The 22,007-nt window shown below is 34.1% G+C and carries 19 protein-coding genes; 3 read left to right on the top strand and 16 right to left on the bottom strand.

Going from position 1 to position 22,007, the window contains the following annotated elements:
• Positions 1-16 precede the first annotated feature (16 nt).
• The 11 genes from DNU06_RS02335 to DNU06_RS02285 all read right to left on the bottom strand — a co-directional run bounded on the left by DNU06_RS02335 (position 17) and on the right by DNU06_RS02285 (position 13,422).
• On the bottom strand, positions 17-967 hold the full coding sequence (locus tag DNU06_RS02335; RefSeq protein WP_111061588.1) for an HmuY family protein: 951 nt from the start codon (positions 965-967) through the stop codon (positions 17-19).
• On the bottom strand, positions 964-3,207 hold the full coding sequence (locus tag DNU06_RS02330) for a TonB-dependent receptor plug domain-containing protein (protein WP_111061587.1): 2,244 nt from the start codon (positions 3,205-3,207) through the stop codon (positions 964-966). The genes DNU06_RS02335 and DNU06_RS02330 overlap by 4 nt, the downstream gene beginning before the upstream one ends.
• Positions 3,208-3,211: 4 nt before the next feature.
• Entirely contained in the window at positions 3,212-3,529 is a 318-nt protein-coding gene (locus DNU06_RS02325) for a DUF6686 family protein (protein WP_146239117.1), read from the bottom strand.
• Positions 3,516-4,904, bottom strand: a complete 1,389-nt coding sequence (locus DNU06_RS02320; protein WP_111061585.1) for an FMN-binding protein — start codon at positions 4,902-4,904, stop codon at positions 3,516-3,518. The genes DNU06_RS02325 and DNU06_RS02320 overlap by 14 nt, the downstream gene beginning before the upstream one ends.
• Positions 4,905-4,906: 2 nt before the next feature.
• The gene (locus tag DNU06_RS02315) at positions 4,907-5,809 is read right to left on the bottom strand and encodes a sirohydrochlorin chelatase (protein WP_111061584.1); all 903 of its coding nucleotides are present in this window, start codon (positions 5,807-5,809) and stop codon (positions 4,907-4,909) included.
• Positions 5,806-7,023 (bottom strand): T9SS type A sorting domain-containing protein, encoded by a 1,218-nt coding sequence (locus DNU06_RS02310; RefSeq protein WP_158526801.1) that lies wholly within the window; start codon positions 7,021-7,023, stop codon positions 5,806-5,808. The genes DNU06_RS02315 and DNU06_RS02310 overlap by 4 nt, the downstream gene beginning before the upstream one ends.
• A gap of 523 nt (positions 7,024-7,546) precedes the next feature.
• A complete protein-coding gene (locus DNU06_RS02305) occupies positions 7,547-7,843 on the bottom strand; it encodes a phosphoribosylpyrophosphate synthetase (protein ID WP_111061582.1) in 297 nt (98 codons plus the stop codon).
• Positions 7,844-7,897: 54 nt separating this feature from the next.
• Complete coding sequence (locus DNU06_RS02300) at positions 7,898-8,896, bottom strand: T9SS type A sorting domain-containing protein (protein WP_158526800.1); 999 nt, start codon at positions 8,894-8,896, stop codon at positions 7,898-7,900.
• 218 nt (positions 8,897-9,114) lie between these two features.
• Positions 9,115-10,572 (bottom strand): zinc-dependent metalloprotease, encoded by a 1,458-nt coding sequence (locus tag DNU06_RS02295; RefSeq protein ID WP_111061580.1) that lies wholly within the window; start codon positions 10,570-10,572, stop codon positions 9,115-9,117.
• Positions 10,573-10,662: 90 nt separating this feature from the next.
• A complete protein-coding gene (locus DNU06_RS02290; protein WP_111061579.1) occupies positions 10,663-11,505 on the bottom strand; it encodes a helix-turn-helix domain-containing protein in 843 nt (280 codons plus the stop codon).
• 225 nt (positions 11,506-11,730) lie between these two features.
• Positions 11,731-13,422: a M1 family metallopeptidase gene (locus DNU06_RS02285; RefSeq protein ID WP_111061578.1), complete on the bottom strand. Its 1,692-nt coding sequence runs from the start codon at positions 13,420-13,422 to the stop codon at positions 11,731-11,733.
• 291 nt (positions 13,423-13,713) lie between these two features.
• On the opposite strand from DNU06_RS02285, the gene DNU06_RS02280 reads away from it, so the two are divergent.
• The gene (locus DNU06_RS02280; protein ID WP_146239116.1) at positions 13,714-14,214 is read left to right on the top strand and encodes a hypothetical protein; all 501 of its coding nucleotides are present in this window, start codon (positions 13,714-13,716) and stop codon (positions 14,212-14,214) included.
• 11 nt (positions 14,215-14,225) lie between these two features.
• Entirely contained in the window at positions 14,226-15,101 is an 876-nt protein-coding gene (locus DNU06_RS02275) for a PCP reductase family protein (RefSeq protein ID WP_111061576.1), read from the top strand.
• A 122-nt stretch (positions 15,102-15,223) separates the two neighbouring features.
• Here the strand turns inward: DNU06_RS02275 and DNU06_RS02270 are convergent, their stop codons facing one another.
• The 5 genes from DNU06_RS02270 to DNU06_RS02250 form a co-directional block, all read right to left on the bottom strand.
• On the bottom strand, positions 15,224-16,072 hold the full coding sequence (locus DNU06_RS02270; RefSeq protein ID WP_146239115.1) for a hypothetical protein: 849 nt from the start codon (positions 16,070-16,072) through the stop codon (positions 15,224-15,226).
• A gap of 29 nt (positions 16,073-16,101) precedes the next feature.
• On the bottom strand, positions 16,102-16,428 hold the full coding sequence (locus DNU06_RS02265; protein ID WP_111061574.1) for a hypothetical protein: 327 nt from the start codon (positions 16,426-16,428) through the stop codon (positions 16,102-16,104).
• 82 nt (positions 16,429-16,510) lie between these two features.
• Positions 16,511-17,071, bottom strand: a complete 561-nt coding sequence (locus DNU06_RS02260) for a class I SAM-dependent methyltransferase (protein WP_158526799.1) — start codon at positions 17,069-17,071, stop codon at positions 16,511-16,513.
• Positions 17,072-17,283: 212 nt separating this feature from the next.
• Positions 17,284-17,868 carry an SOUL family heme-binding protein gene (locus DNU06_RS02255; RefSeq protein WP_111061572.1) on the bottom strand — a complete coding sequence of 195 codons (585 nt, stop codon included), beginning with the start codon at positions 17,866-17,868 and terminating at the stop codon, positions 17,284-17,286.
• A gap of 77 nt (positions 17,869-17,945) precedes the next feature.
• Positions 17,946-18,398 (bottom strand): hypothetical protein, encoded by a 453-nt coding sequence (locus DNU06_RS02250; protein ID WP_111061571.1) that lies wholly within the window; start codon positions 18,396-18,398, stop codon positions 17,946-17,948.
• A gap of 431 nt (positions 18,399-18,829) precedes the next feature.
• On the opposite strand from DNU06_RS02250, the gene DNU06_RS02245 reads away from it, so the two are divergent.
• On the top strand, positions 18,830-21,949 hold the full coding sequence (locus DNU06_RS02245; protein ID WP_111061570.1) for a DUF7619 domain-containing protein: 3,120 nt from the start codon (positions 18,830-18,832) through the stop codon (positions 21,947-21,949).
• The last annotated feature ends 58 nt before the right edge of the window (positions 21,950-22,007 follow it).

The raw sequence follows: 22,007 nt of genomic DNA, 5'->3' as shown, positions 1-22,007 counted from the left end.
AAATGGTTCTTAAATCCTATAACTGTTGAAATTCAAAGACTGGAAAACCTTTTTCACCCAATTTGTTGTAAAAATCAACAAAATGTAATTTGTAGTAAAAGCCTTCTTGTGTTTGAATGATAAAATTGTGCTCAGGATATATGGTATAACTGTTATTTATAAATGCTTTCCACTCGTATCCAATGGCATCTAAGCTAAAACTGAATTTATTTGGATCAATTGACTCATAAGCCAGTTCCAAAAATGACTTATTTTGTACTGCATATGCTTTGGTATTGGTCCTATTCATTAATACGCCAGTCACTGAATAAGGAGTTGCGAATTCGTGGAAGTAATAAATGTATTGTGTAAAAACTATATCCCATTCGGTTTTGGGAGGTTCAACGGTTACTGTAGTTTCGTTTTTTAGAGAATAAAAAATAGCATTGTAAGTATCGTCTTTGGCCAATGTAATGTTTTTAGGATTGGTTTCGTTTAAGTTTCCGTATTCAAATGTACAGGTATTCAATTCATTTTCTATTAATCTTAGTTTTCTGTATCCTAAGTGATTGCCTGATTGTGTGTAGCCTAAATCAATGATGAAGATGTCTTCTGGTTGCCAATGGCTGATAATTAAGGAGTCGTAAAATCCGGTACTAGAATCGAATTCAAATGTTAGTCCCGAAGTATTGGTCACTGCTTCAAATGTACTATTTTCAACTTTTGCAATAGCGGAAGACTTGGAAGTATTCACATAGATAATTGCCGAAAATTCACCGCAACCAAATGCAATATCCCAATCGGTTTTTTCATTGGAACTGACAAAAGAATTGGTTTCAAAATCGAAATATGTTTGGTTACCATATATTGTTGTCGGTAAGGAGGCAGTTTGTGCATCTCCATTTTCATGTGCAGCAATCGGAATTTCTCCTTTTTCACAAGCGCTGAAGATGAATAAGGAAATAAGAAGAAGGATTAAGATTTTCATTTTGACTTAAAATTATAATTAATAGAGATAAAGATTGATCTTCCTCTAGCTGTTGCAATATTGTTTGAAGTGGCGTGTGTACTTCCGGTATTGTTTCCAACAGCCTGAATGTTTTGAACATTCAATATGTTTTTAACGCCCATGGTTAAGCGCATATTTTTTTGTAAAAACTTTCCTGAAACACTGGCATCCATAATTGAATACCCACTATTTTGATTGGTGTAAATGGTATTTTCTGCATCTATTCCGTAGCTCAAAATAGGACCGTTGTATTTGTAAAACAGGTTGATATTATATTTATTTTTAAATAGGTTATAAGTCAAATTTCCACTGACTTCAGGAGAGTAGATAAAATCACCTAGGTCTTCACTATTAACTGTATTGTGTCTGCCTATATAGCTAAAGGCAGTGTTTACTTTGAATTTTGATTGACGATAACTGAAATCGACATTGAAACCTTGTGTGGCATAATCACCTATATTAATATAGGTATAAGTTCCGTCGTCAATCAATCCTAAGGTAATTAAGTTTGAAAATTCATTGTAAAATATTTGTCCCCCAATTTTAATGAGGTCCTTGTCGTTAATCGATTTTAACCAATTGATAGAAGCATTATAATTGATGGATTTTTCAGGGACTAAATCTGTGTTTCCAAAAATGTTATGGTTAATGTCAACAAAAGTGTAATACAATTCTTTTAAGGTTGGTGCACGAAATCCACTCGCGATAGAGGCCCTAAATTGTAGTGATTTTAAATTGTATTTTAAGTTGATTGAAGGGGTGATTGGTGACTTGAAAACGGTGTTGTATGCGTATCGAGCGCCAGGTTTGATGGTTAATTTGTTTTTTAATGCATTAATTTCTGCACTGCCATAAATAGCATAATCACCTATGCTTTGATGTTTGTCTACAATCTTTTCTCCCCGTGTCGATTCTACATTGATATCTGTTCCAATTTGAAAATCAAACCATTTACGGCCATGTGTTTGATAGGAAACTCTGGACATCACTAAATCAAATATGGAAGTGTCCTGACTGCTTGGGTCGGAGGATAATATTTGTGATAGGTCTGTTAAGTCTTTATAATAGGTGTTTTTTGCTCTGTTAAAATAATTGTAAGCAAATAGGCCTTTTATGCTCGATTTTTTAAATGATTTACTGATGTTCACGCCTTGATCTATGCGCTTGGTATAATAGTAGTCGTCAAATGCCGTTTCTAAATAAGGGGCGGATGGATAGCCCCGATTCGTGATTTTTTCTTGGTAATACCTGAAATAAGGATTGACTTGCCATTTTTTAAGGTTTAAAATAAGTTGCGCTTCGCCAAAATATTGTTCTTTAGGATTCCATTGTAGGTCTCTATTGGTGTCGGCTAATGTTTCTTTAGGTAAGGTGATAAATTTTTCATTCGGATCCCATCCGTCAAAATACTTGCGACCACCGTTTATTTTTAAAGTTTGTTTTTTATGGGTGTAAGCAAGGTTTCCCGTGAGGTTATAATTACCAGTACTTTCGTAATAGGCCATTGCGTTACCATTCCACCCATTTTTTAAATTTTTCTTGGTGATAATATTGATGGTTCCAGCCAGTGCATTGGTGCCGTAATTTACCGAAAGTGGTCCGTTTACGATTTCAATTTTTTCTACATTCTCTAAATTAATCTGACTCAAATCTACATTGCCATCCAGCCTACCAATTACAGGAACACCGTCTTGTAATATTTTTACATTCTCACCCGACATGCCACCCATACTGATTCCAGCTCCTAAAATGTTGTCTTGCTCTATTCTTATGTTTGTTTGGTAAGTTAAAATGTCGTTCAAAGTTGAAGCGCCTGACTTTAAAATGTCTTCTTTGTGAATGACTGTTATTTTATGGACAGATTGACTTGCTAGCGTCGGCATATACTCTCCCGTTACACAAATTTCACCCAGTAATTTATTGTCTGGCGTTAATTGAAACGTGTAATTTTTAGTAGCGATTAGTGTATCGTAAACAGTAATGTAGCCCAATGCATTCAATTGAATAAATAATTGGTTTTTACTGTTGGGTTTATAATTTATTTTGGCTTCCCCATTTAAATCGGTCAAAGTGAAGTTTACCCTGCTGTTTAATGTTGAATGGTAGCTAATTTTGACGTAAGGTAAAAGGTCGTTTTTACTTTTTACCTGAATGGAAACTTGAGTTATTCCATTGGTGAAAATCGTAAGAAGTGAGATGAATAAGAGGTAAGATTTCATGTAATTACTTTAATAATTCGAAAATTTCAAGGTGGTGGTTGGCGCGGTCTAATAATTCAAATGTTGATTCAAATTCATTTTCATCCAAGGTGATAAAAGTATTTTTAGTAGTTTGAATCACCATTTGGTCAGGTTTGTTTTCTGAGCATAAATAATGGAAAGGAATTTTGTTCCTTTGTTTAAAGTCTTTTACAATAAGTTTAAATTGAGTAATTGGCATTACGGCCAAAAATGTGCCTATTTCTAAATGAATATGTTCGCACTTTTCACAAAGTGCCACATTACCTGTTTCGTTTTGATGAATGATTTTATGTGTGTGCATTTTTTTGTTTTTTGGATGAAACAACCATGATGCTGTCTAAAATAGAACCAGTTGGACAAAGTAATCGACACCATATCATTGGGTAAACCCAGTTCATTAATAAGCCGACTACTGAGAATATAAAGAACCATAAACTTTCGACTTCAAAACCAAAAATGTAAGGGAAAGGTTCCAGGTGACTTAAGTTTCTGTACCCTGCTAATATTCCTATAACTAGAAAGAAAAGGATGGTAAACCGCACTTGTTTTATGCGCTTGTTTTTTAAAAAGAATTTTTTATTTAACCCTTTGGTGAGGTGAAGTTGCAAACGTTGAATGTTGCCGTATGGACAAATGTGTTTACAGTATGTGTTTTTACCCCAAATTGCACCTAGCAAAACAAATAGTGCATAAAGTCCCATAAAAGAGGAAAGTGATGTGCCAATAAATGGATGCATAAAAGTGACATAGGTAAATGAGTCGTTTAAGAAAAACCCAATATAGATTACGCAAACTGCAGCGGTCAGCAAGACGAATTTTTTACTTTTCCTTAATTTTTTTTGAAATGCATAAAGGAATAAAATAAAGATTACACTGATGTGAATCAACCACTTTAATGTCAGACTAGCAACCATTTGAAAATTGGAAAGTCCCATGCTGTCGCTCAAGTTTTCAATTGGGTCGGGGTTTGCCATTGCAACCAATTCGGTTGTTGTTAATGCCATGGCTTTGGTAGTGATTGTCGCACCTGAAATGGCGTCAATTTGATGAATTTCTTTTAATGATTTATTTTTGTACTGATCATAATAATAAGTACTGGCAATTTTTTTTAAATAACTAACTGTTTCATGTGAACTGACATGATGCATGTTGGTAATTTTTGCGTTTTCATCAATAAATATTCCTAGGTTGATGGGGCCAGAATACCCTTGGATTTGATTGGTGAGTCCTTTTGATTGAAAGTAATAAGTCCTTTCTTTATTGCGGATAATTTCGACAAAAAATAGATGTTCTGTTTGACGGAGTATGGTCTCGTCGGGGGTGTGTTCATATAGCTTAATCGCATTTGCGAGTAATGCTTTGCCGTATTCACTTTTGTTGGCAATAGTTTCTTCAAAATGAATGACCTTTGAATGTGGTTTGGCTTCTCTTTTTCTGGTGATTAGCCTGTAGCCATCACCTTTTGTTTCCATTTCACCAATATTTTTTACTTGATTATAATGGTGTTGTCTTTCTTTGACCAAAATTGGTTTTACATGATGGACATCTTTTTCTGTATTAAAAAAAGGCGTAATAACTCCTTGTAAGGGTCCGTAGATCCAGAAAAAAAGGAAGAAAGCGGACACAACAATTGTTGCGATCCACTTTCTTTTATCATTTGAAAAACGATTATTCATTTTTATTTATTGATGTTTTCTACTGTTTGGTTTGTAATGTCAATCACCCAGGCATTTAAGTTTTCATCTGGTAATAAAGCGTCTTGCTTGTATTTTACAGCGCTAGTGTTTGAAGATGCATCTACACCGTTTTGGATGATTTCACCTTGGAAAAACTCATCATTTGCAACAAGTACTGGAATCACAATCACATTGTCTTCCAATTTTAGTAATTGCTCAATGCCTTCTGTTGTTGGTTCCGAAGAATATCTTACAATATGTCCACACCATGCGTATGCAATACTTTCATGACCTGTTTTGAATTTTAAATACTTTCCAATTTCTTCTACCATTTCTTCCCATTGTTGGTTGTATTGTTCGTCTCCGTATGCCACCAATAAAATTGCTTCATTTTCTGCAGACTCACTCAAAGCCATTACCCTACGCTCAATATTCTTTTTTAATAAAGTAGTGTAGTTCAGTGGCGGTGTAATGGTCACATTGGCTTTTGGATTGTAAACTTCAATTTTTTCCTTAGCCAACTCTTCTTGAATTTTTGGATCAGAACTAATTCCAGCTATCACTGGTATGTCGTGCGAATAATGCGAGCTAACGGTTAAGAAAACAGGAACAATTATCACATCTGTATAACCTTCGGCATCATATTCTTTTAATCTGGTAGCTATCGAAGGTTCATTGTATTCCATAAAGGCTGTCTTCACATCCCCAATCAAAGGGTTTTTCAAAATCGCAGCTTCCACTTGGTCTTCCATGTCTAATAACATGTTTCTCCATGTTTCTGAAACAGACCCGTGGTTAACTAAAATAATACCTATTTTTTGTGTGTTTTCTTTAGTTTTTTCCTCTTTAGTGGAATTACAGGAGAATAGTGTGATGCCTAAGCAAAGAATAATTAATTTTTTCATTTTTTAATAAATTTTGAATTGTAAATAGAACCGTCGGTTTGTGTTGCTTTTAATACATAAATTCCATTAGGTAAATTATTGATGTCGAATTGAATAATGCTTTGGTTTTGGATGTTTTGATCGCGTACTATTTGTCCGTTCATGTTTAGAATTGAAATGCTTTGGATGTTATTTGCATTTTCAATATGGAGGATGTCGATTGCAGGATTTGGATAGATGTTTAAAGCGTTTGCTGCTGGAGTAGACGCTATTGATGCTGCCCCAATTTGAGTTAATGTAAATTCAAAATCACCAGTACTTGATCCACCAAAGCCGGTAAATACTAATTTAAAAACATCTCCGTTTTGACTCTCAATGAAAAATACTAAGGAATCATCTAAAACGTATCCACCTGCGCTAAAAGAATAAGATTTCCAATCGTATCCAATTGTATTGATTTCGGTATTAAATGGAATGGCATTATTGTAAGTTAAATTACTCGCTAAATCGCCGTTTGCCTCGTATAGGCTTGTGTATGGATTGGTTAAAACGCCTGTGACAGCATAATAGGTATCTGGTGCAATTTCTCCTATGTATTTTGTGAATACTAAGTCCCAATCGGTAGCCAAAGGCTCACGGTCAATCACAGTGTTTGATGCAATGGCATAATAAACTAGATTTTTATCCGAATAATTTCCCTTGATAATGGATTGATTAACTAAGTTGTTATTGTCTAAGTCGGCTACCTGAATTTTGATAGTGCCATTGACTAAGTTTTTAATCCAAAGTTTTTTAATGTCTCCATTACTTGCTTCTAATACAAATATCTTGTCTCCGGTAATGGCGTGTGATGTTGGGTTGTATATTCCCCAGCCAATGTCGTATGGGTTGTTTGGGTCGTTGGCTTGATTAAAAGCGCCTTCGCTCCACGATAAATCTGAATTGTGCAAGGGAGTCCATGTTGAAAAACCTGCTGTGTCCAAATTTGCCCAATCTGTTGTGTCATTTGAAGCCGTATAAACTGACCAGTCTAATGTGCCATTGATTCTAATGCCTGTATTAAATGCCCCCGTTTCAAATGCAAGATCCCAATCGTTGTTTACAATGTTCGATATTTCTCCATTATTCAAGCTGTAATATGCTTGATTTGTATAGCCTGCTTGAACAGAAACCACCTCTTGTGAGTTTGCGGTTGCAGCTAATAAAATGCTTGCAAAAAGTAAGTTTTTTTTCATTTCGTTATTTTTAATGATTCTAAATAGTGTTTTGCAAATGTAATATCTTTTTTTATTTAGAATCATTCTATATAAAATAATTTGCAATTATTTTATTGCTGTGTAATTATATTATGTTTTAAAGAGCAGTTAAGGAGTGTGTTAGTCTTGTTTGTTTTAATCGGATTTTATTTTTATAAAGACAGATTAAAAAGAATTGGCTTTTTTGTTAAGGAAAACTCTTTTTGAGTTGGAGGCTTTTCGAAAAATAATTTTGGGTAGCGGGTATGAATATTTATACCTTTAAGTATAAATATAAAGTTCCTTTTCCCAAGTTGATTTACCGGTATTAATTGGTCTTAAAAAAAATATAAATAAATGGTTTTTACGTCCTATTTTTTTAGGGATTGGGTTGGGGGATATTTGCCAGGTGACATGAAAAAAATAAGGGATTTTTAGCAATGAAAAAAGGAAGTGATTAGCTTCCTTTTTTATAAATATTCGAATATTTAAAAATGTGAATTACAAGAAATAAGGTATTTTACTATTTTAGTTTTTCTAGCAATTCTTGGGTGAAATCGTCTTGATAAATACCATAACTTCCTACTAATAGTCCTTTCATTTTTCCATTGACAGATGAAATGGCATAAAGCGTAACAGCATCTGAAGGATCGTCATTGTCTTCAAAATGATATTTCTCATCAATTTCAAACTCTTTAGGGCTTAATAAAATATTCGTTACTTTACAATGGATACCATTTTGTCGAATGTTGAAATCAGTTGTGTATCCCTCTTTTTTAAGCTGAGCAATAGCGGCAGTAAGCGTTTCAAATGTTTTCATAGCTGTAGTTTTTTTGATTGGTATTTTAGTGCATTACCCTTTCATTTATATGGATTATTCTATGATAATCTTTTTTACCGTATTTCCTGCTTTTACAAAATAAATCCCACTGGATAAAGCGCTAATGGAAATGGTATTTATATTTGTGTTTAAGTTGCCTGATAGCATTTCTTTACCAGCGATATTTAAAATTTGATAGTTTTGTTTTTTTGCGAAACTACTTTCTATCGTTATATAGCTGTTGGCAGGAGATGGGTAGACTTTAATTAGGTTTTCGACAGTATTGTTTTTATTAATTCCTAAATCGAAATCAATAAAATAGTTTAAAGAAGCGTTAATAAAATCAATTCTTTTTTGATCTGTGTTTATTAAGGCAGGATCGAAATAAGTGCCCATCACATTGGTTGCAAAATCGTGATAATGCGTCATGGCTGTTTCACCAGCTAATGTATAACTACTTGGTCCCATATTATATATGGCAGTTCCTTCATTTCTAACCGTCACACCATCTGCCCACCAAACGGTACTAAAAGTCCATATTAAACTGTCGGGAAAATTTGCAGTAACGTTGCTGTTCAGGTCTACTTGCGGTAAGCCAACATTACCGTCATCACCATATGACTGGACATTGTAAGATGTTAATCCCATATATTCATATGTAAAATCAGTGCTTAAAAAGGTTTCAGGATTAGTGTATCCTCCGGCATAAAATAAATCAGTCCCTATTATCCAAGCCCTTCCGCCATCTGTCAAAAAACCTTTTAAAGCCGTGTTTCCCGCTTGGCCATTGTCCCATAAGTTTAATCCAATTCCATCTGTAGAGGCATAATAAATCACCACGTCAAAATCTTGCAGATAAGTACTCGAAGGCATTTGATTAGAGTCAATTGCATTGAAATAAGTGTATGTTGAATAATCGGACCCTTGAAGTGCTGCTAAAAAAGTGTCGGTGTTTTGCGTGATATTATCATTGTCGTTTATCACTAATATGTTTTGTGCATTTATGGAAAGCCCTGTAAGCAATGCAATACCTAAGATATATAATTTTTTCATCATCAAAATTTTAATAAATGTATGAAATGTTCGAGTAAATGTACTTCTTAAGGGTATTTTTTTTTGCGTGAAATGCACTTTTTTTTCAATTACTATTTTACCCAAGTTGAAGATGTAGGAGATATTATGACTTTCCAGCAGTGTTTCGTTTAAGTGAAATATAAAATTGAAATTGTGTAATTAAGGGAAGAAACCTACAATTGACCGTCCATTTTGATCTATTCAATAATAATTTTTTGCGACCATTGTTTACCATTTTCTGTACTCAATTGAACAAAATATACGCCTGGTTCTATTGCTAATCCAAGAGGAATGATTTTTGTTTTCACGTAATTTTTCGTTAATACTACCTGACCAACGCCATTGAATATGCTCAATTGCACATTTTCAATATTTGTCCCTAGGTCAATAAACACATTTCCATTACTTGGGTTAGGGTATATAATCACCTTTTCTAATAAGTTACTTTCTGCGATACTAGCAGTTGAAATAACTGTAGGTAAATCTATTCTAAAATTTTCAAGGACGGCACGCATCACATCTGCTTGCCCAATAGTAAAGGCGTTTTGACAATCAGAACTTGAATAATCCATGTAGTTTTCGGTCATGTTTGGTAAATCTTGTCCGTTGATATTGTCCACACAGCTATTTAAAGAAGGGTTGCAGTTATATTGACTTGGATTGTTAGCTAGTGGCGTATCCGAAATGTGGTCATCTATTGTGCAATCGCCGTCAGCCCAGATGTGTCTTAGACCTAAATAATGCCCAGTTTCATGAACCAACATTTTTCCTTTGTTTACTAAACCATTGTATGCTGTGTATGGTGCTGGTAAACTATTTGGATTGTTGGCGCCAATATTTACATAATGCATCAATACACCTTGGTGATAAGCATCCGTAATTTGTAATACGGAGTCTGGCCAGTTTTGATGATTTGAAGGTGGTGTCGATAAACCGAAAAAAACCAATTCCTCTAAGTTGTTGAACTGTGGTTCTAAAATTCTTAAATCTCCAATCCAAACATTTAAATATTCATCTGTGTTCCATGGGTCACTGCCACCTAAACTTGACTGAGTGATTCTAAAGAAGTTGTAAAATAAGCTGTCGTTTATCCAGTCTTGAATCTCTTGTGTTTGAGATGCACCATATGGAAGAATTCCACCAAAATTGCTGACCGTAGAAGAGGTTCTTGTGATGCCTGTTGTTGGATTGCCAGCTGGATCAATATCTGCCAGTTTAAATTCTATTTTTGAATCGCCAACAAGGGGATGGAACACATTTCTGGTATTGGTGGTGTCGGCATTCTTTCTCCTAAAACATTCGTTTAAAATTGTTATTTGATTTAATAGAACAGAGTCATGTAGGTTTTCTTGATTGTTGTTGTATACAATGTGAAAAACGACAGGAATGACATACAAATCTTCGTAGGCGCGGTTCTGTTGTTGGTCCAACACTAATGCGTTGATTTGCTGCATTAATTGGGTGGAGAGATCAAAGTAATTACTAGATTCATTATTCACCTGTTCCATGTAATGGTAACTTCCACAAGTTGGCTGGTTATTTTCAATACTCGATTGGCTGTCATTTACCAAAGAGGATATGGCACCTTGGCAGAAGGTATTATTGCTGATCAATAACCCAAATAAAAACAAGATAGATTGTAATGTGATTTTCATTTCTTTAAGATGTTTGGCTTTAATGCTTTTTACTGGGTAAATATAAAACAGTTTAGTGAACTAAAATTGTATTTTTGGGACAAATCAAGCTTATTCAAAGGTCCAGTAAGTTTCTTTACCGCCATAGTTCGAAAGCTTATTGAAAAAAGATTTAGGATTAAATCCCGTTAATTGTTTAAAATGACGAATGAATTCAGTTTGGTCATAATAATCACTTTTATAAGCTACATCTGTTAATGATAATTTTTCGATTGAACTTTGAAATGTTTCAACTGCTTTTCTGAACTGTATCAATTTGATATATTCAATGGTAGCACAGTTTAAATGTTTTCTAAATAAACGTAATAATGTTTTTCTATGAATTGACAATACCTCCGATAACTCTGCTACGGTATATTTGTGCTCTTTTGTCAATAAAAGCGTAATGGCTTGCTCTAATTTTTTTTCTTCAAAATTAGTTTGGTTTAAGAGGAAAAATGCATCTAATTGCGCTACTTTCTTATCAATGTCTTTAGTTTCAAATGTTTTCAATAAGGTGTCTTCCATAGCATTCTTAAAATGATTGAAGTTTAAATGAATAGGCGAATTAACTAATTCCTGGAATGTTCCATTTAAAAATCTATTAAGACCTAAGGGTTGGAAAACGACGCCAATTTTATCGAATGGCGGATAAAGGATTGCTTTTGCAGCATGTTTTGTTATTTGTGTATATCCAATAAAGAAACCATCTTTAGCAGGTTTTGTACAGGTAGTGTAGCTATTCTCCATGGTAACAATGGAGTCCTTATAAATGGTCAATGCATTTTTGTAATGGGGGTAATAAAAGAAGGATTTTACGGCTGTTTCTGAAACGGATTCATGAAAATAATAATAAGCGATATATTTTCTGATGATTTCCGATTTTGGAATTGCTGTATGAAAATTATCTTGCATATATTTATTATTTAATACCAATAGTGATGAACTCTAGCTTTTTATAGATAACGTAATAATTTAACTTTAATTGAAAAGCGGGATTAATAATAGTGGTGAAATTAGTTTTATTCGGTATACCTTAAAAAATATAAGCCAATAGTAAAGTCAGTTTTAGGTATGGTGTATTGAATTTTTATAATCATTAATATGGCATGTTTCGAAGGTTATTATTTAAATTATTTGTCATGCTTTGATTAATGATTTGTCTTTTATTATAGCAAATAGTACTTCGTTTGAAAAATTAAAATGCCAATAGCCATCTTCCGATTTTGGTAAAGTAAATTGCTGAACCTTGTGGGTTGGTGTGATTGTATATTCTTTGTTTTGGGTAGTTAGCCCGAGTTTGAGTTGGTTGAATTCGGGAAGCGTATTTGACCATTTATAATGAAGGATGCCTTGGTCGGAAATGTAATAGGAAAGTGATGGTGCTTCATTGTTATATAGGTAATGGTTAAAGAACCAGTTATAATTATCCTTTGTTTTTTCATTTACCAAATGAATGAAATCATCAGAGTCTACTATTTTATATTTGTTGTTTTCAGAAAAAGTTTGAAGGATGTCAAAAAAGATACTGTCTTGGTTGATCTGTGTTCTTAAGGAGTGTAATATCCATGCGCCTTTATTATAAACATCACTATTTTTTCGATAATGAAACCACCTACGGCCTTCTAAAACCACAATTGGGTATTTATTTTTTATAAATATTCTTTTATAGTGTAATTCATTTTTATAGTGTGTATGGCCGTCTTTTTCTTCAAAATATAAAACTTCAGCATAGGTAGCAAAGCCTTCTTGTAACCAGACATGTGCTAAGTCTTTTGCTGTAACACTATTTCCCCACCATTCGTGTGCCGTTTCGTGCAAAATAATATAATCCGTTTCAAAGTCGGCATCATTTTTATAGCCATTACCATACGCTATTGCTGTTTGGTGTTCCATTCCTGGGTATGGAGATTCCACCAATTTAAAACCATCATTATACCAAGGGTATTCGCCAAATCTTTTTTCGTATAAAGCCAAATGTTTATGTAGTTGTTTAAAATGAGTTTTCGCTTTTTCATAATTTTTTTCTAGTACATAGTGGGATATGGCAAGTGACTTCCCATTTATTCCTTTATATGTTTCTTGTATCAATTTGAATTTTCCAATATAAAGGGATACATTATAAGTGTTAATTGGATAAGAGATAAACCAATTATAGGTTGACTTGTTATTTACAGTGGTGCTTCCTTTATATTGTCCGTTTCCAATTGCCATTAAGTCGCTAGGTACGGTATAATGTAATCGCATACTGTCGGGCTCATCTGAAGCATGGTCTTTTAATGGCCACCAGATACTTGGACCAATAGATTCACAAGCTACACCATCCCAATGGTTGCCTTCTTTGTCTTTTTTCCAGACAAATCCACCTTTCCATGGTGCTTTTTTAGCTTTGATGGGTTTGCCGTTGTAAGCAATTTTCAAACTGAATTTTTCGTTTTTTTGTTTAGAAAGTAATACAAATACCGCTCTTTTTTGTCGGAAATATTTTAAAGAACGCTTACTTTCAATTTCAACTAATGCTGTTATTTCAAAGTTGTGGTGCAGGTCAATTTGAAGCGTGTCAAAATCTGTTAAAGCTTCAGCGTGAATTTCTACTGTCCCGTTTAAAGATTTGCTTTCTGGGGCAATGTCTAGGGCTAAGTCGTAATAAAATACATCAAAACAAGTTCTGTATTTGGATAATTCACCCAATAGAATTGTTTCTTTCGAAAAATGAGGTGTTTTTCCCGAATGGTTTGGATTGTGAACTTCAAAATGAATGCCGAATATGGAACAAGAGCCTAGTAAAAATAGCATGAAAACAAGGGGATAGAAGTGTTTAGTTTTACGCATGATGGAGGCTAATTTTTTAGGATGTTAAAGTTTAGTTCGTTTGAGGCCTATTTTTATATACAGTGGAAAACATAGGCTAACAGCAAGTAAATCAAATCTAATGAATTAATCTTGAATTTTCTAACTTGTTTTAAAAATGGTTAAAAATAGGGCTTGTAGAATTACCAGTCACGACTAAACCATTGCATGTCCATTAAATTTTATGTAACGAGAGAGGGGGGTGATAAAGCTGACCTTAGTCATTGCCTTATACGTATTCCCGCCTTACCTTTATTACATATTTCAAAGAAAATGAAAAAGAAGATTATTATTGGTGTATTTTCTGTATTGGTACTGTTCTTCCTTTTTTTAGCTTGGTTTAGTGTGACTTATTCTATGGGCGTTGTAGCTGTTTTTGAAAAAGGAGATAAAGCAAGTAATTTAAAAGTTTTAGTGGTCACGCAGGGAAGTGATTTTAAAAAAGAAGTAGTAAAGGGGGTTCTGGAAGATGAAGTTTTTGATACCATTTATTTTAAAGTTATAGATGCAACAGATTTAAAAACGGTTGAGCCTGCGGATTGGAATGCAATTATTCTAATACACACATGGGAGAAATTTAGTCCAGAGAAAAATACCGCTGATTTTATTGAAAAGTATTATGATGAGAAAAAAATGTTTGTCATGGCAACATCTGCTGCGGGAGACAATGCCATAGCAGGCGTAAATGGCATAACTGGTGCTTCTGATCTTTCTAAGGTGGAGACAGATGTGGCAGAAATTAAACTGTGGTTAGTAAAAGTTTTAAAATTATAAATATAAAAAATATGTGGTGGAACGATAAGGATAAAGAAAGATTTGTGGACGTAAAAGTGTTGGATAATTTTTATCAAACCTCTTCTTTTTTTCCAATGCCGGTAGTGCTTTGCACGACTAAATCGGAGAACGGATTAACAAATATTGGGTCTTATTCCCTGTGTTTTCCTTTTGGAATTTCTAAAAATCACTATATGATGCTAATTAGTCGAGGGACTTCTAATACGGCTGAAAATATTAGAAAGCGGAAGACGGTTGCATTAAATTTTATTCCTTACGATAAAGCTTATTTAAAAAATGCCGTGGAATTAGGTTATCCAGGAGAGACGACCAAAGAGAAAATGGCCGATAGTATTTTTACACTGATTCCTTCTACAAGAGAAAAAAATCCTGACGTTGCTGAATTGGAGTTTCCAGAAATTATAAAAGAGTCGGTCCAAATTTTTGAATGCACGTTAGAGGAATCAGATATTTTCCGATACGACGGTCCTGAGATTGAAGCACACTTTTTATTGCGTATTGATAAAATTATCATGCAAGAGCGTTATGCCGAATATTTGAAAAAAGGAGAAGGCTTCCCTACTTTACCTGTCGATTTTGGATTTCGTGACAGTAAACAATTTTGGTTTAGTAAGCATTCTCATCCTTTTGCTGAGCCTATTCCAAAAGCGAAAGGCGTAAATGTGGACTCTGTTAAATACCAAGTTGAAAGAATGGAATCGCCGGTGAAATGGCATCCAGATGCTTATAAACAATTGACAAAAGTACCACGTATCTTTCTGAAGATGATTATTACAAAAATTAATGAAGCAGCATTAGAAGAAGGAGTGGAAGTGGTTACGCCTGAGTTTTTAGCAAAAGTACAAGATAAAAGAAATAAAGATTAATTGGATTTTGCCATAAGGCTATACCTATGAATGGTATGGTTAGAAATCAATAGAAGGGGGATATCCTTTTACTTTGGTTGGTGTTTTGGATAGTAACAAATTTGAATTTACATGCAATAAATCTATTTCAAATACTTTTCCAGTAGTGCTGAAACAGATGCTGAAGTAGCATTTTCACTTATTGCTGTTAATGTTGCAGGTGGCAATACTTCTTGAACTTTCAGCTCCACGGCTATCAATGGTTTTTCGTCAGGTGGTTCTGGAAAAATATTTTGTGCTTTGAATAATCTTCTTGTCACCACCGCAACTTCATGTGCACCCTCATAATTTTCTTGCTGTTCTAGTAAATAAGCTAAAGCAATTAAACCATAAGCATCTTCGGTCTCATTATTTTCTTCTTTTCTCAGTTGATAATACTTTTTAATTAAGGTATTGGCAGTAGTAAAGTCTCCTTTGGCTGTGGAAACAAATGACTTGTTAAAATGATCAATGGTATACATACCAGTCGCACCAGTTTCATAACTGATTCTCATACTCTCGTTGTAAAAATCTTCAGCTCTATCCATGTTACCAATTAATCGCCACATTTCAGCGTTCATATGGGCCCGATACATCAGCCATTTTTGATTGCCAGATGAGGCAGCTAGATCCATTAATTCTGCACTTAATTCTGCTAATTTAATGGTGTCCAAGCTTCGCTGAGCGTTTCGGCATAACGAAGTTAAGGCATTACCAATTAAGGTATCGTTTTTACTGTCTCTTCCTATTTGTAAAACTTTATTCGCTAAGTGGATAGATTCCGTGTCGTCGCCTTCTTTAAAAAGCTGATATGCTTCACGAAGCATATCTTGAGGTTTTTTTTCAACTACCTTTTTTTCAGCTTTATTTTTAATGGATTTTTCATCTTGTAAACCGCAACTTACCATCAATAAAGTAGTTATTGCCAGTATTAAATATTTTCCTTTTGTCATTTTATTTTTGAATGTTAGAAACATTATATTTATTTCAGTAGATGTCCTAATCCAATCATGAGGTTTTGTTCTAAAACATCATATTTATCATCTCTTAAGAAAACTGCTTTTATGTCTTCAAATAAGGCATCTTTATCTTCTTTTGAATAACCATTTTCTTTCATGGATAATTGAATTTTTTGAATACTTTGGTAATCATTGTCTTTATCAAATTCAGCATGCAATTGCTCAAAATTGCTGGTTTTAATTTTTGATTTTATAAATGCTATCTCAGACTTTGTTTCTGAAAAATCTGCGTTTGCGCAATAAATCAGAAGGTAAATTTTCAATTCTTCTTTTGTCCAGTTTACTTGCATGTCTTTTCTTGTTTTATTTTTTTAAAATTAATGAATTAGGAGTCCTTTAGTATCAAAATTAATATTTTTTTTTAGATACATTTTAAACCGTAAATATGGCTTGGTAAAAACGCAGTCCTTTTTTAAAATAATGTTCACTTTCTAGTTTAAAACCAGCCGCCTTAATGAAGACATCTGTATCTCTGTTTAAATTACAGCCATCACCTACCAGCTGCCATATTGGATTTGCCATGTTTTGCAATATTCTATTGACTTTTTTTTGCGCATGTATATGTTCTAAAATTATAAGTTTCCCTGAAGGTTTTAACCATTTCTTGAACTTGTCTAAAGCTAATTTTTGATCTGGAATAGTACATAAAACAAGGGTGCATATAATGTAATCTAAGGAGTGTTGGGGAACAATGTTGTCTAATGTTTTGTCTGTAACATCAATATTATAAGTAGTAATATTCGCTTTTTTAGGTAATTTAAGCTCTGATTTGTCCAACATAAATTTGGATGGCTCAACGGCTATTACGTTCGCTTTTGGGCTAAAGTATTCAAAATTTACTCCTGTACCAGAACCTACATCTAAAATATTTCCTTCTAAATCACCTAATAATTCTTTTCTAATTGGTCCTAAAGAATTTTCTAAATTCCTCATAAACGAATCGTATTTGGCGGCAAATATTTTTTGATAGCTTTTCATCCGTTCACAAATATATAGTGTTGTAATTAAAGATTATGGTATAATTGTCACGTAAGAAAATATTGTGTTTACGCTTTTAAATATACGGTTTTCAACTGTCAAAAGCACAGTGGTAACATAAGGGTTGACTGGTTTGGGGGAGATTTGTAAATAAAGATTAGTGGTAATTAATTGTCTAATTCTACAATGATTTCATTTTTTCTACCAATCATTTCGAAGGGAGGGTTATAACCAAGAAAATAAAATCGATTAGAATACTTAATCCCTTCATTGTCTAAGGCTACCTTTAACGCCATTTTATAATTTTTTATTTTTTCATCATTTGCCCAACCTCCGAAAGTTATCGCTGCTACTCTTTTAGCAGGTTCTTCTCTAAATTTTATTTGGGTTTGGTTTGGCGCAGGTAAATTTTCTTTTTTGTATTCCTTTGGTACTAGAAACATCATAGTCATTGTGTCGTCTAATGAAATGGCTACTGGAGATGTCATGGCAATTTTTTCTTTTTTATCATTCCCACCAAAAATATAGCCAGCTAAAATGGAAAAGCCCTTGCTGGAAGAAGTTTTATACTCTTTGGTTAATTTAACCGAAGTGAACAGGCTTGCAGCGTAACTGCGAATTTCAAATTTTTCATATTTTTTTTCAACCTTATAAGGATAGGTTTCAATATTGCTTTGGGTTTTCATGGTGTAGATTTGAATGATAACAAATACCAATAAAAGCACGCCAAGAATGATAAATACTGTTTTCATGTCTGGTGTTTTAATAAAAATACGCAATTATTACCAAACTGTATTAAAGCTTAAGCTATTTCTTAAAGTTTTGTTTGCTATTTCTTTTTGCTAGTCGCCTGCTTGATTTTTTCTTTATACCCTTCCTCCCAATTTTCTTGAAAGTCCATGTTTACTTTAATCACTTTAATGTTGCAATTCGTATTTTTTTTCGCGGCATCTTCCCATATTTTAACGTGGTCTTTATTTAGTTTCCCCGACCATACGGTATAGTAAATCAGTAAATAGAAATCTGCAGGCACAACCGCATTTAACTTGTTGTCATTTAAGTCGTTGAATTTATTTAGCTCTCCTTTAAGATTTAAGTTGTCGGGTTTGTTGTACGAAATCGTTGTGTCTAAAGCAGGGATAAAATGGAATAGTCCAGCGTTGCAAGTGTTGTCCGATAGCTTGTATTCTATGTAGTTGCCATTTTTATCATAAATAGCTCCTTGTGGAATACCTTGTTTATTTATTTCCACTAAAAAGTTTTCAGTGTTTAAGGTTGCCAAATTTGTGTTGTCTAAATCAAATTTGTTTGTTTTTTAGGAGTGAATTTTGAGTTTCAAATTTTGGTTTTGTCATTCCGTAAAGGCGCATCACAATAGGTTGACAGCTTAGAAATAGTGAAGCAGAAAGTACTAATAACAATGATTTTTTTAGTTAGTATCTTACTGTTAGATAGATGTTAATAGGTTAAATATAAATATATTTTTCACACGATCAATTTTTTTATAAAATTGGATGATTTGTATATTTTAGTTTTAAGCGTGTTATTTTTTATTTAAAAATAATCCATTGTGCTTTGAAGTACTGCTTACATTGGCATGAGCCTTATTTTTAGTGGTTTTTTTTTGGGTGAAAAGTATTTAATTAATTTTGGTCAGACAACTTATTTGTTTTTGGTAACGTATTTGAATTAAACAACTTAAAATTCAGAATTATGAAAAAGCTATTTCTCTTACTTATTCTCATGGTCAGTTTTACATCAAGCATATTTAGCCAGAACTTAGTGGGTGTGGTTACGCAAGTGCCATGTAATAATGACGGTATTTATACCGTTACCGCTACAGGATTGTCACTGCCGATAACTTATACTTATTTTATTAATGGAACTTCCATTGTCCATGCGAATGTAAATTCCTTGACGGATCAATTGACAAATATTGGGATGGATAATTATGGTTATATGTCTTGCCAAGCCAGTGATGGTTCATTAAGCGCATGGGATCAAAGTGGTTATACACCGTCTTTTAATTTTTATACTTCAGCTATTTCTCCAGTTTGTCCAGCAACCATGGGTACTTTAACTGCAACACAACAAGGTGGGTCTACTGGTCCTTTTACTTTTGATTGGACAAATACGCAAACTTTGGCAGTTTATACTGGAAATAATGCAGTTGTTCCACTTGGTGAGTATTCAGTAGTTATTACCGATCAAACTACGGGTTGTGTTTTAGAAGTATCAGATTCTGCGGCCAATGTTTATCAGATATCTAACGTGTCTGCCACTATAAGTACAACGGATGCAAGCTGTATTAATGGTACTGCAACCGCAGTAGGTACTGGAGGAACAGCGCCATACAGCTATCTTTGGGCAAATGGCGTTACGACTGCCGCTTTAAGTGGTATGACGCAAGGTTATTATCCGTTAGTAGTTACGGATGCGCAAGGTTGTCAATCTAATTATTTAGGGGCTTATATCTCGCAGAATCCACAAGTGTCTGTAAATACAAGTATGACAAGTGCGACTTGTGTTCAATCAGATGGAAGTGTAATTGCTTTTGGATCCGGTGGAGTTGGTCCATACAGTTATGCATGGGGCAACGGTCAAAATACACAGACTGCTTCTAATTTGTCAGGTGGTACCTCACAAACTGTAATTGTAACAGACGCCAATGGTTGTACAGGCCAAGGGTATTCGTATGTAGGTGTTAATACGCCAATAAATGTTACTTATACTGCAACACCAAGTCAATGTACTTCTGCTACTGGATCAGCTACTTTGACTGCAACAGGTGGTACAGCTCCATATACTTATTCATGGAATTCAAATACAGCAGCCACAGGTGCAACACTTTCAAATCTTGATCCAGGAACATATGCTTTTCAAGTGACAGATGCAGTTGGTTGTGTGAGAACTGGAAGTGTGTTGATTAATCCAATTAGTTCAATCAATGGAAGTGTTAACGGTTCTACTGTTGTTTGTCCTAATACTACAGGAACCGTTAGTGTAAGTGCTTCAGGTTCAAATCCACCTTTTACTTATTTGTGGAGTAATGGAGCGACAACGAATGTGCTTTCCGGGGTTTCGTTAGGAGGTTACGCTTGTCAAATAACAGATGCAGTAGGCTGTTCTATTAATAAATCGACTACTTTGTCTAGTGTTTCTCCTGTACATATTGCGGTTTCAACTACACCTGCAACTTGTATATTTAATACTGATGGTGCAGTTACTGCAAATGCATATGGTGGAGTTGCTCCTTATACTTATTCTTATTCTGGCGGCGTTACTACGGCAAGTGTAAATAATTTAGGTGTTGGCGATTATTGGGTAACGGTAACAGATGCGAATGGATGTAGTAGTTCAAAACATTTTTGGATTACAAATGCAAATACAAGCAGTAGTTGTTATTGTACTATTTCTGGTAATGTTTACGTGGATGCAAATGCGGATTGCGTATATGACGCAACAGAAGTAGGCGTGGAAAACATTATGATACATTGCTCAGGTATAGGTTATGCTTTTACAGATGCAAATGGATATTATAGTTTTCAAGTGCCTTCAGGAACGTACACTATTTCTGAACAAGTAAATGCTTATTATCCATTGGCTGCTTGTCAAAGTAATACCAACTCGGTAAGTGTTACCGCTGCAACCGGTTGTAATACTGTTGTGAATATCGCAAATGACATGAACATTATTCACGATTTGAAAATAGTGACTGTTAACGCAAATATTCCACCTATTCCAGGAAACAATTATCAGCAAAAAGTGATTGTAAAAAATCAAGGTACAGTTACTGAATCAGGAGTGCAAATGGGGTATGAGCAAGATGCTCAGGTTTCCTTTTTAAATTCCACTTCACTTAATTTTGTTCAGTTAAATAATATTGCGGCTCCTTATGCATATAGCATACAGTCCGGTTTTCCATCACTTAGTCCCAATGCGTCAAACGTAATGCTATTGAATTATAGCGCACCGACAAATATTCCTTTGGGAACCGTATTGAACTTTTATGATACAGTGGCTAATGTGGCTCCAATTGACGTAAATTGGTTATTGGATTACACACCATGGAATAATGTGAATACTTATCAACCAGTTGTAATTGGTTCGTACGATCCAAATTACAAGGAAGTGTCTCCAAGAGGACAAGGTGTGGAAGGTTTTGTTTCAATGGATACCAAAGAATTTGATTATACCATTCACTTTCAAAATGAAGGGACTTATTTTGCGCAAAACATTTCGGTTACCGATCAGTTAGATGCTGATTTGGATTGGACCACTTTAAAACCGGGATATTCTGACTATGCTTATACCACAACTGTAAGTGAAACGGGATTAGTCACTTTCTTTTTTGAAAACATTAATTTACCATGGAAAAGCACTTATGGTGATGCTTTGAGTTCTGGTTTGATTAGTTACAGTATTCAACCGATTGCTGGTAGTCCATTAGGGACAGAATTTACCAATACGGCGGATATCTTTTTTGATTACAATGCACCAATTACGACCAATACCACATTGAATACTTTTATGAAAGTAACCAGTATAGATGCAGTGAGTCAGACTATTGAAAATGAAATAACAATTGATTTGTATCCAGTTCCTGCAAAAGATTTGATTACCATTCGTGTAAACAATGTGTCTCAAAATTCGACCGCTACTTTAAGTATTGTCAATTTAATGGGTAGTGTTGTGATGACGGAAAAAATCAGTCTGAATGAAGGAGCAACGATATTAAATCAAAACGTTTCTAATTTAGCGGCAGGTACTTATTTAGCCCGCATGCAGTTTGAAGATGGTTCCGCTATGCTAAAGAAAATAGTATTGTTCTAATCATTTTTTAAACTTATACTTTAAAAGCCGGTTCAATAAATGAATCGGCTTTTTTTTC

It is taken from the genome of Putridiphycobacter roseus, from assembly GCF_003234935.1.
Classification (GTDB): domain Bacteria; phylum Bacteroidota; class Bacteroidia; order Flavobacteriales_D; family Crocinitomicaceae; genus Putridiphycobacter; species Putridiphycobacter roseus.
This window is presented reverse-complemented; position numbering and strand designations above follow the sequence as displayed.

Bases quoted from the DNA above. Each gene is read 5' to 3' on its own strand.
- DNU06_RS02315 (WP_111061584.1), bottom strand. From the start codon at position 5,809: ATGAAAAAATTAATTATTCTTTGCTTAGGCATCACACTATTCTCCTGT.
- DNU06_RS02335 (WP_111061588.1), bottom strand. From the start codon at position 967: ATGAAAATCTTAATCCTTCTTCTTATTTCCTTATTCATCTTCAGCGCT.
- DNU06_RS02265 (WP_111061574.1), bottom strand. From the start codon at position 16,428: ATGCAAGTAAACTGGACAAAAGAAGAATTGAAAATTTACCTTCTGATT.
- DNU06_RS02290 (WP_111061579.1), bottom strand. From the start codon at position 11,505: ATGCAAGATAATTTTCATACAGCAATTCCAAAATCGGAAATCATCAGA.
- DNU06_RS02325 (WP_146239117.1), bottom strand. From the start codon at position 3,529: ATGCACACACATAAAATCATTCATCAAAACGAAACAGGTAATGTGGCA.
- DNU06_RS02275 (WP_111061576.1), top strand. From the start codon at position 14,226: ATGTGGTGGAACGATAAGGATAAAGAAAGATTTGTGGACGTAAAAGTG.
- DNU06_RS02330 (WP_111061587.1), bottom strand. From the start codon at position 3,207: ATGAAATCTTACCTCTTATTCATCTCACTTCTTACGATTTTCACCAAT.
- DNU06_RS02270 (WP_146239115.1), bottom strand. From the start codon at position 16,072: ATGACAAAAGGAAAATATTTAATACTGGCAATAACTACTTTATTGATG.
- DNU06_RS02310 (WP_158526801.1), bottom strand. From the start codon at position 7,023: ATGAAAAAAAACTTACTTTTTGCAAGCATTTTATTAGCTGCAACCGCA.
- DNU06_RS02320 (WP_111061585.1), bottom strand. From the start codon at position 4,904: ATGAATAATCGTTTTTCAAATGATAAAAGAAAGTGGATCGCAACAATT.
- DNU06_RS02245 (WP_111061570.1), top strand. From the start codon at position 18,830: ATGAAAAAGCTATTTCTCTTACTTATTCTCATGGTCAGTTTTACATCA.
- DNU06_RS02285 (WP_111061578.1), bottom strand. From the start codon at position 13,422: ATGCGTAAAACTAAACACTTCTATCCCCTTGTTTTCATGCTATTTTTA.
- DNU06_RS02300 (WP_158526800.1), bottom strand. From the start codon at position 8,896: ATGAAAAAATTATATATCTTAGGTATTGCATTGCTTACAGGGCTTTCC.
- DNU06_RS02295 (WP_111061580.1), bottom strand. From the start codon at position 10,572: ATGAAAATCACATTACAATCTATCTTGTTTTTATTTGGGTTATTGATC.
- DNU06_RS02255 (WP_111061572.1), bottom strand. From the start codon at position 17,868: ATGAAAACAGTATTTATCATTCTTGGCGTGCTTTTATTGGTATTTGTT.
- DNU06_RS02280 (WP_146239116.1), top strand. From the start codon at position 13,714: ATGAAAAAGAAGATTATTATTGGTGTATTTTCTGTATTGGTACTGTTC.
- DNU06_RS02305 (WP_111061582.1), bottom strand. From the start codon at position 7,843: ATGAAAACATTTGAAACGCTTACTGCCGCTATTGCTCAGCTTAAAAAA.
- DNU06_RS02260 (WP_158526799.1), bottom strand. From the start codon at position 17,071: ATGAGGAATTTAGAAAATTCTTTAGGACCAATTAGAAAAGAATTATTA.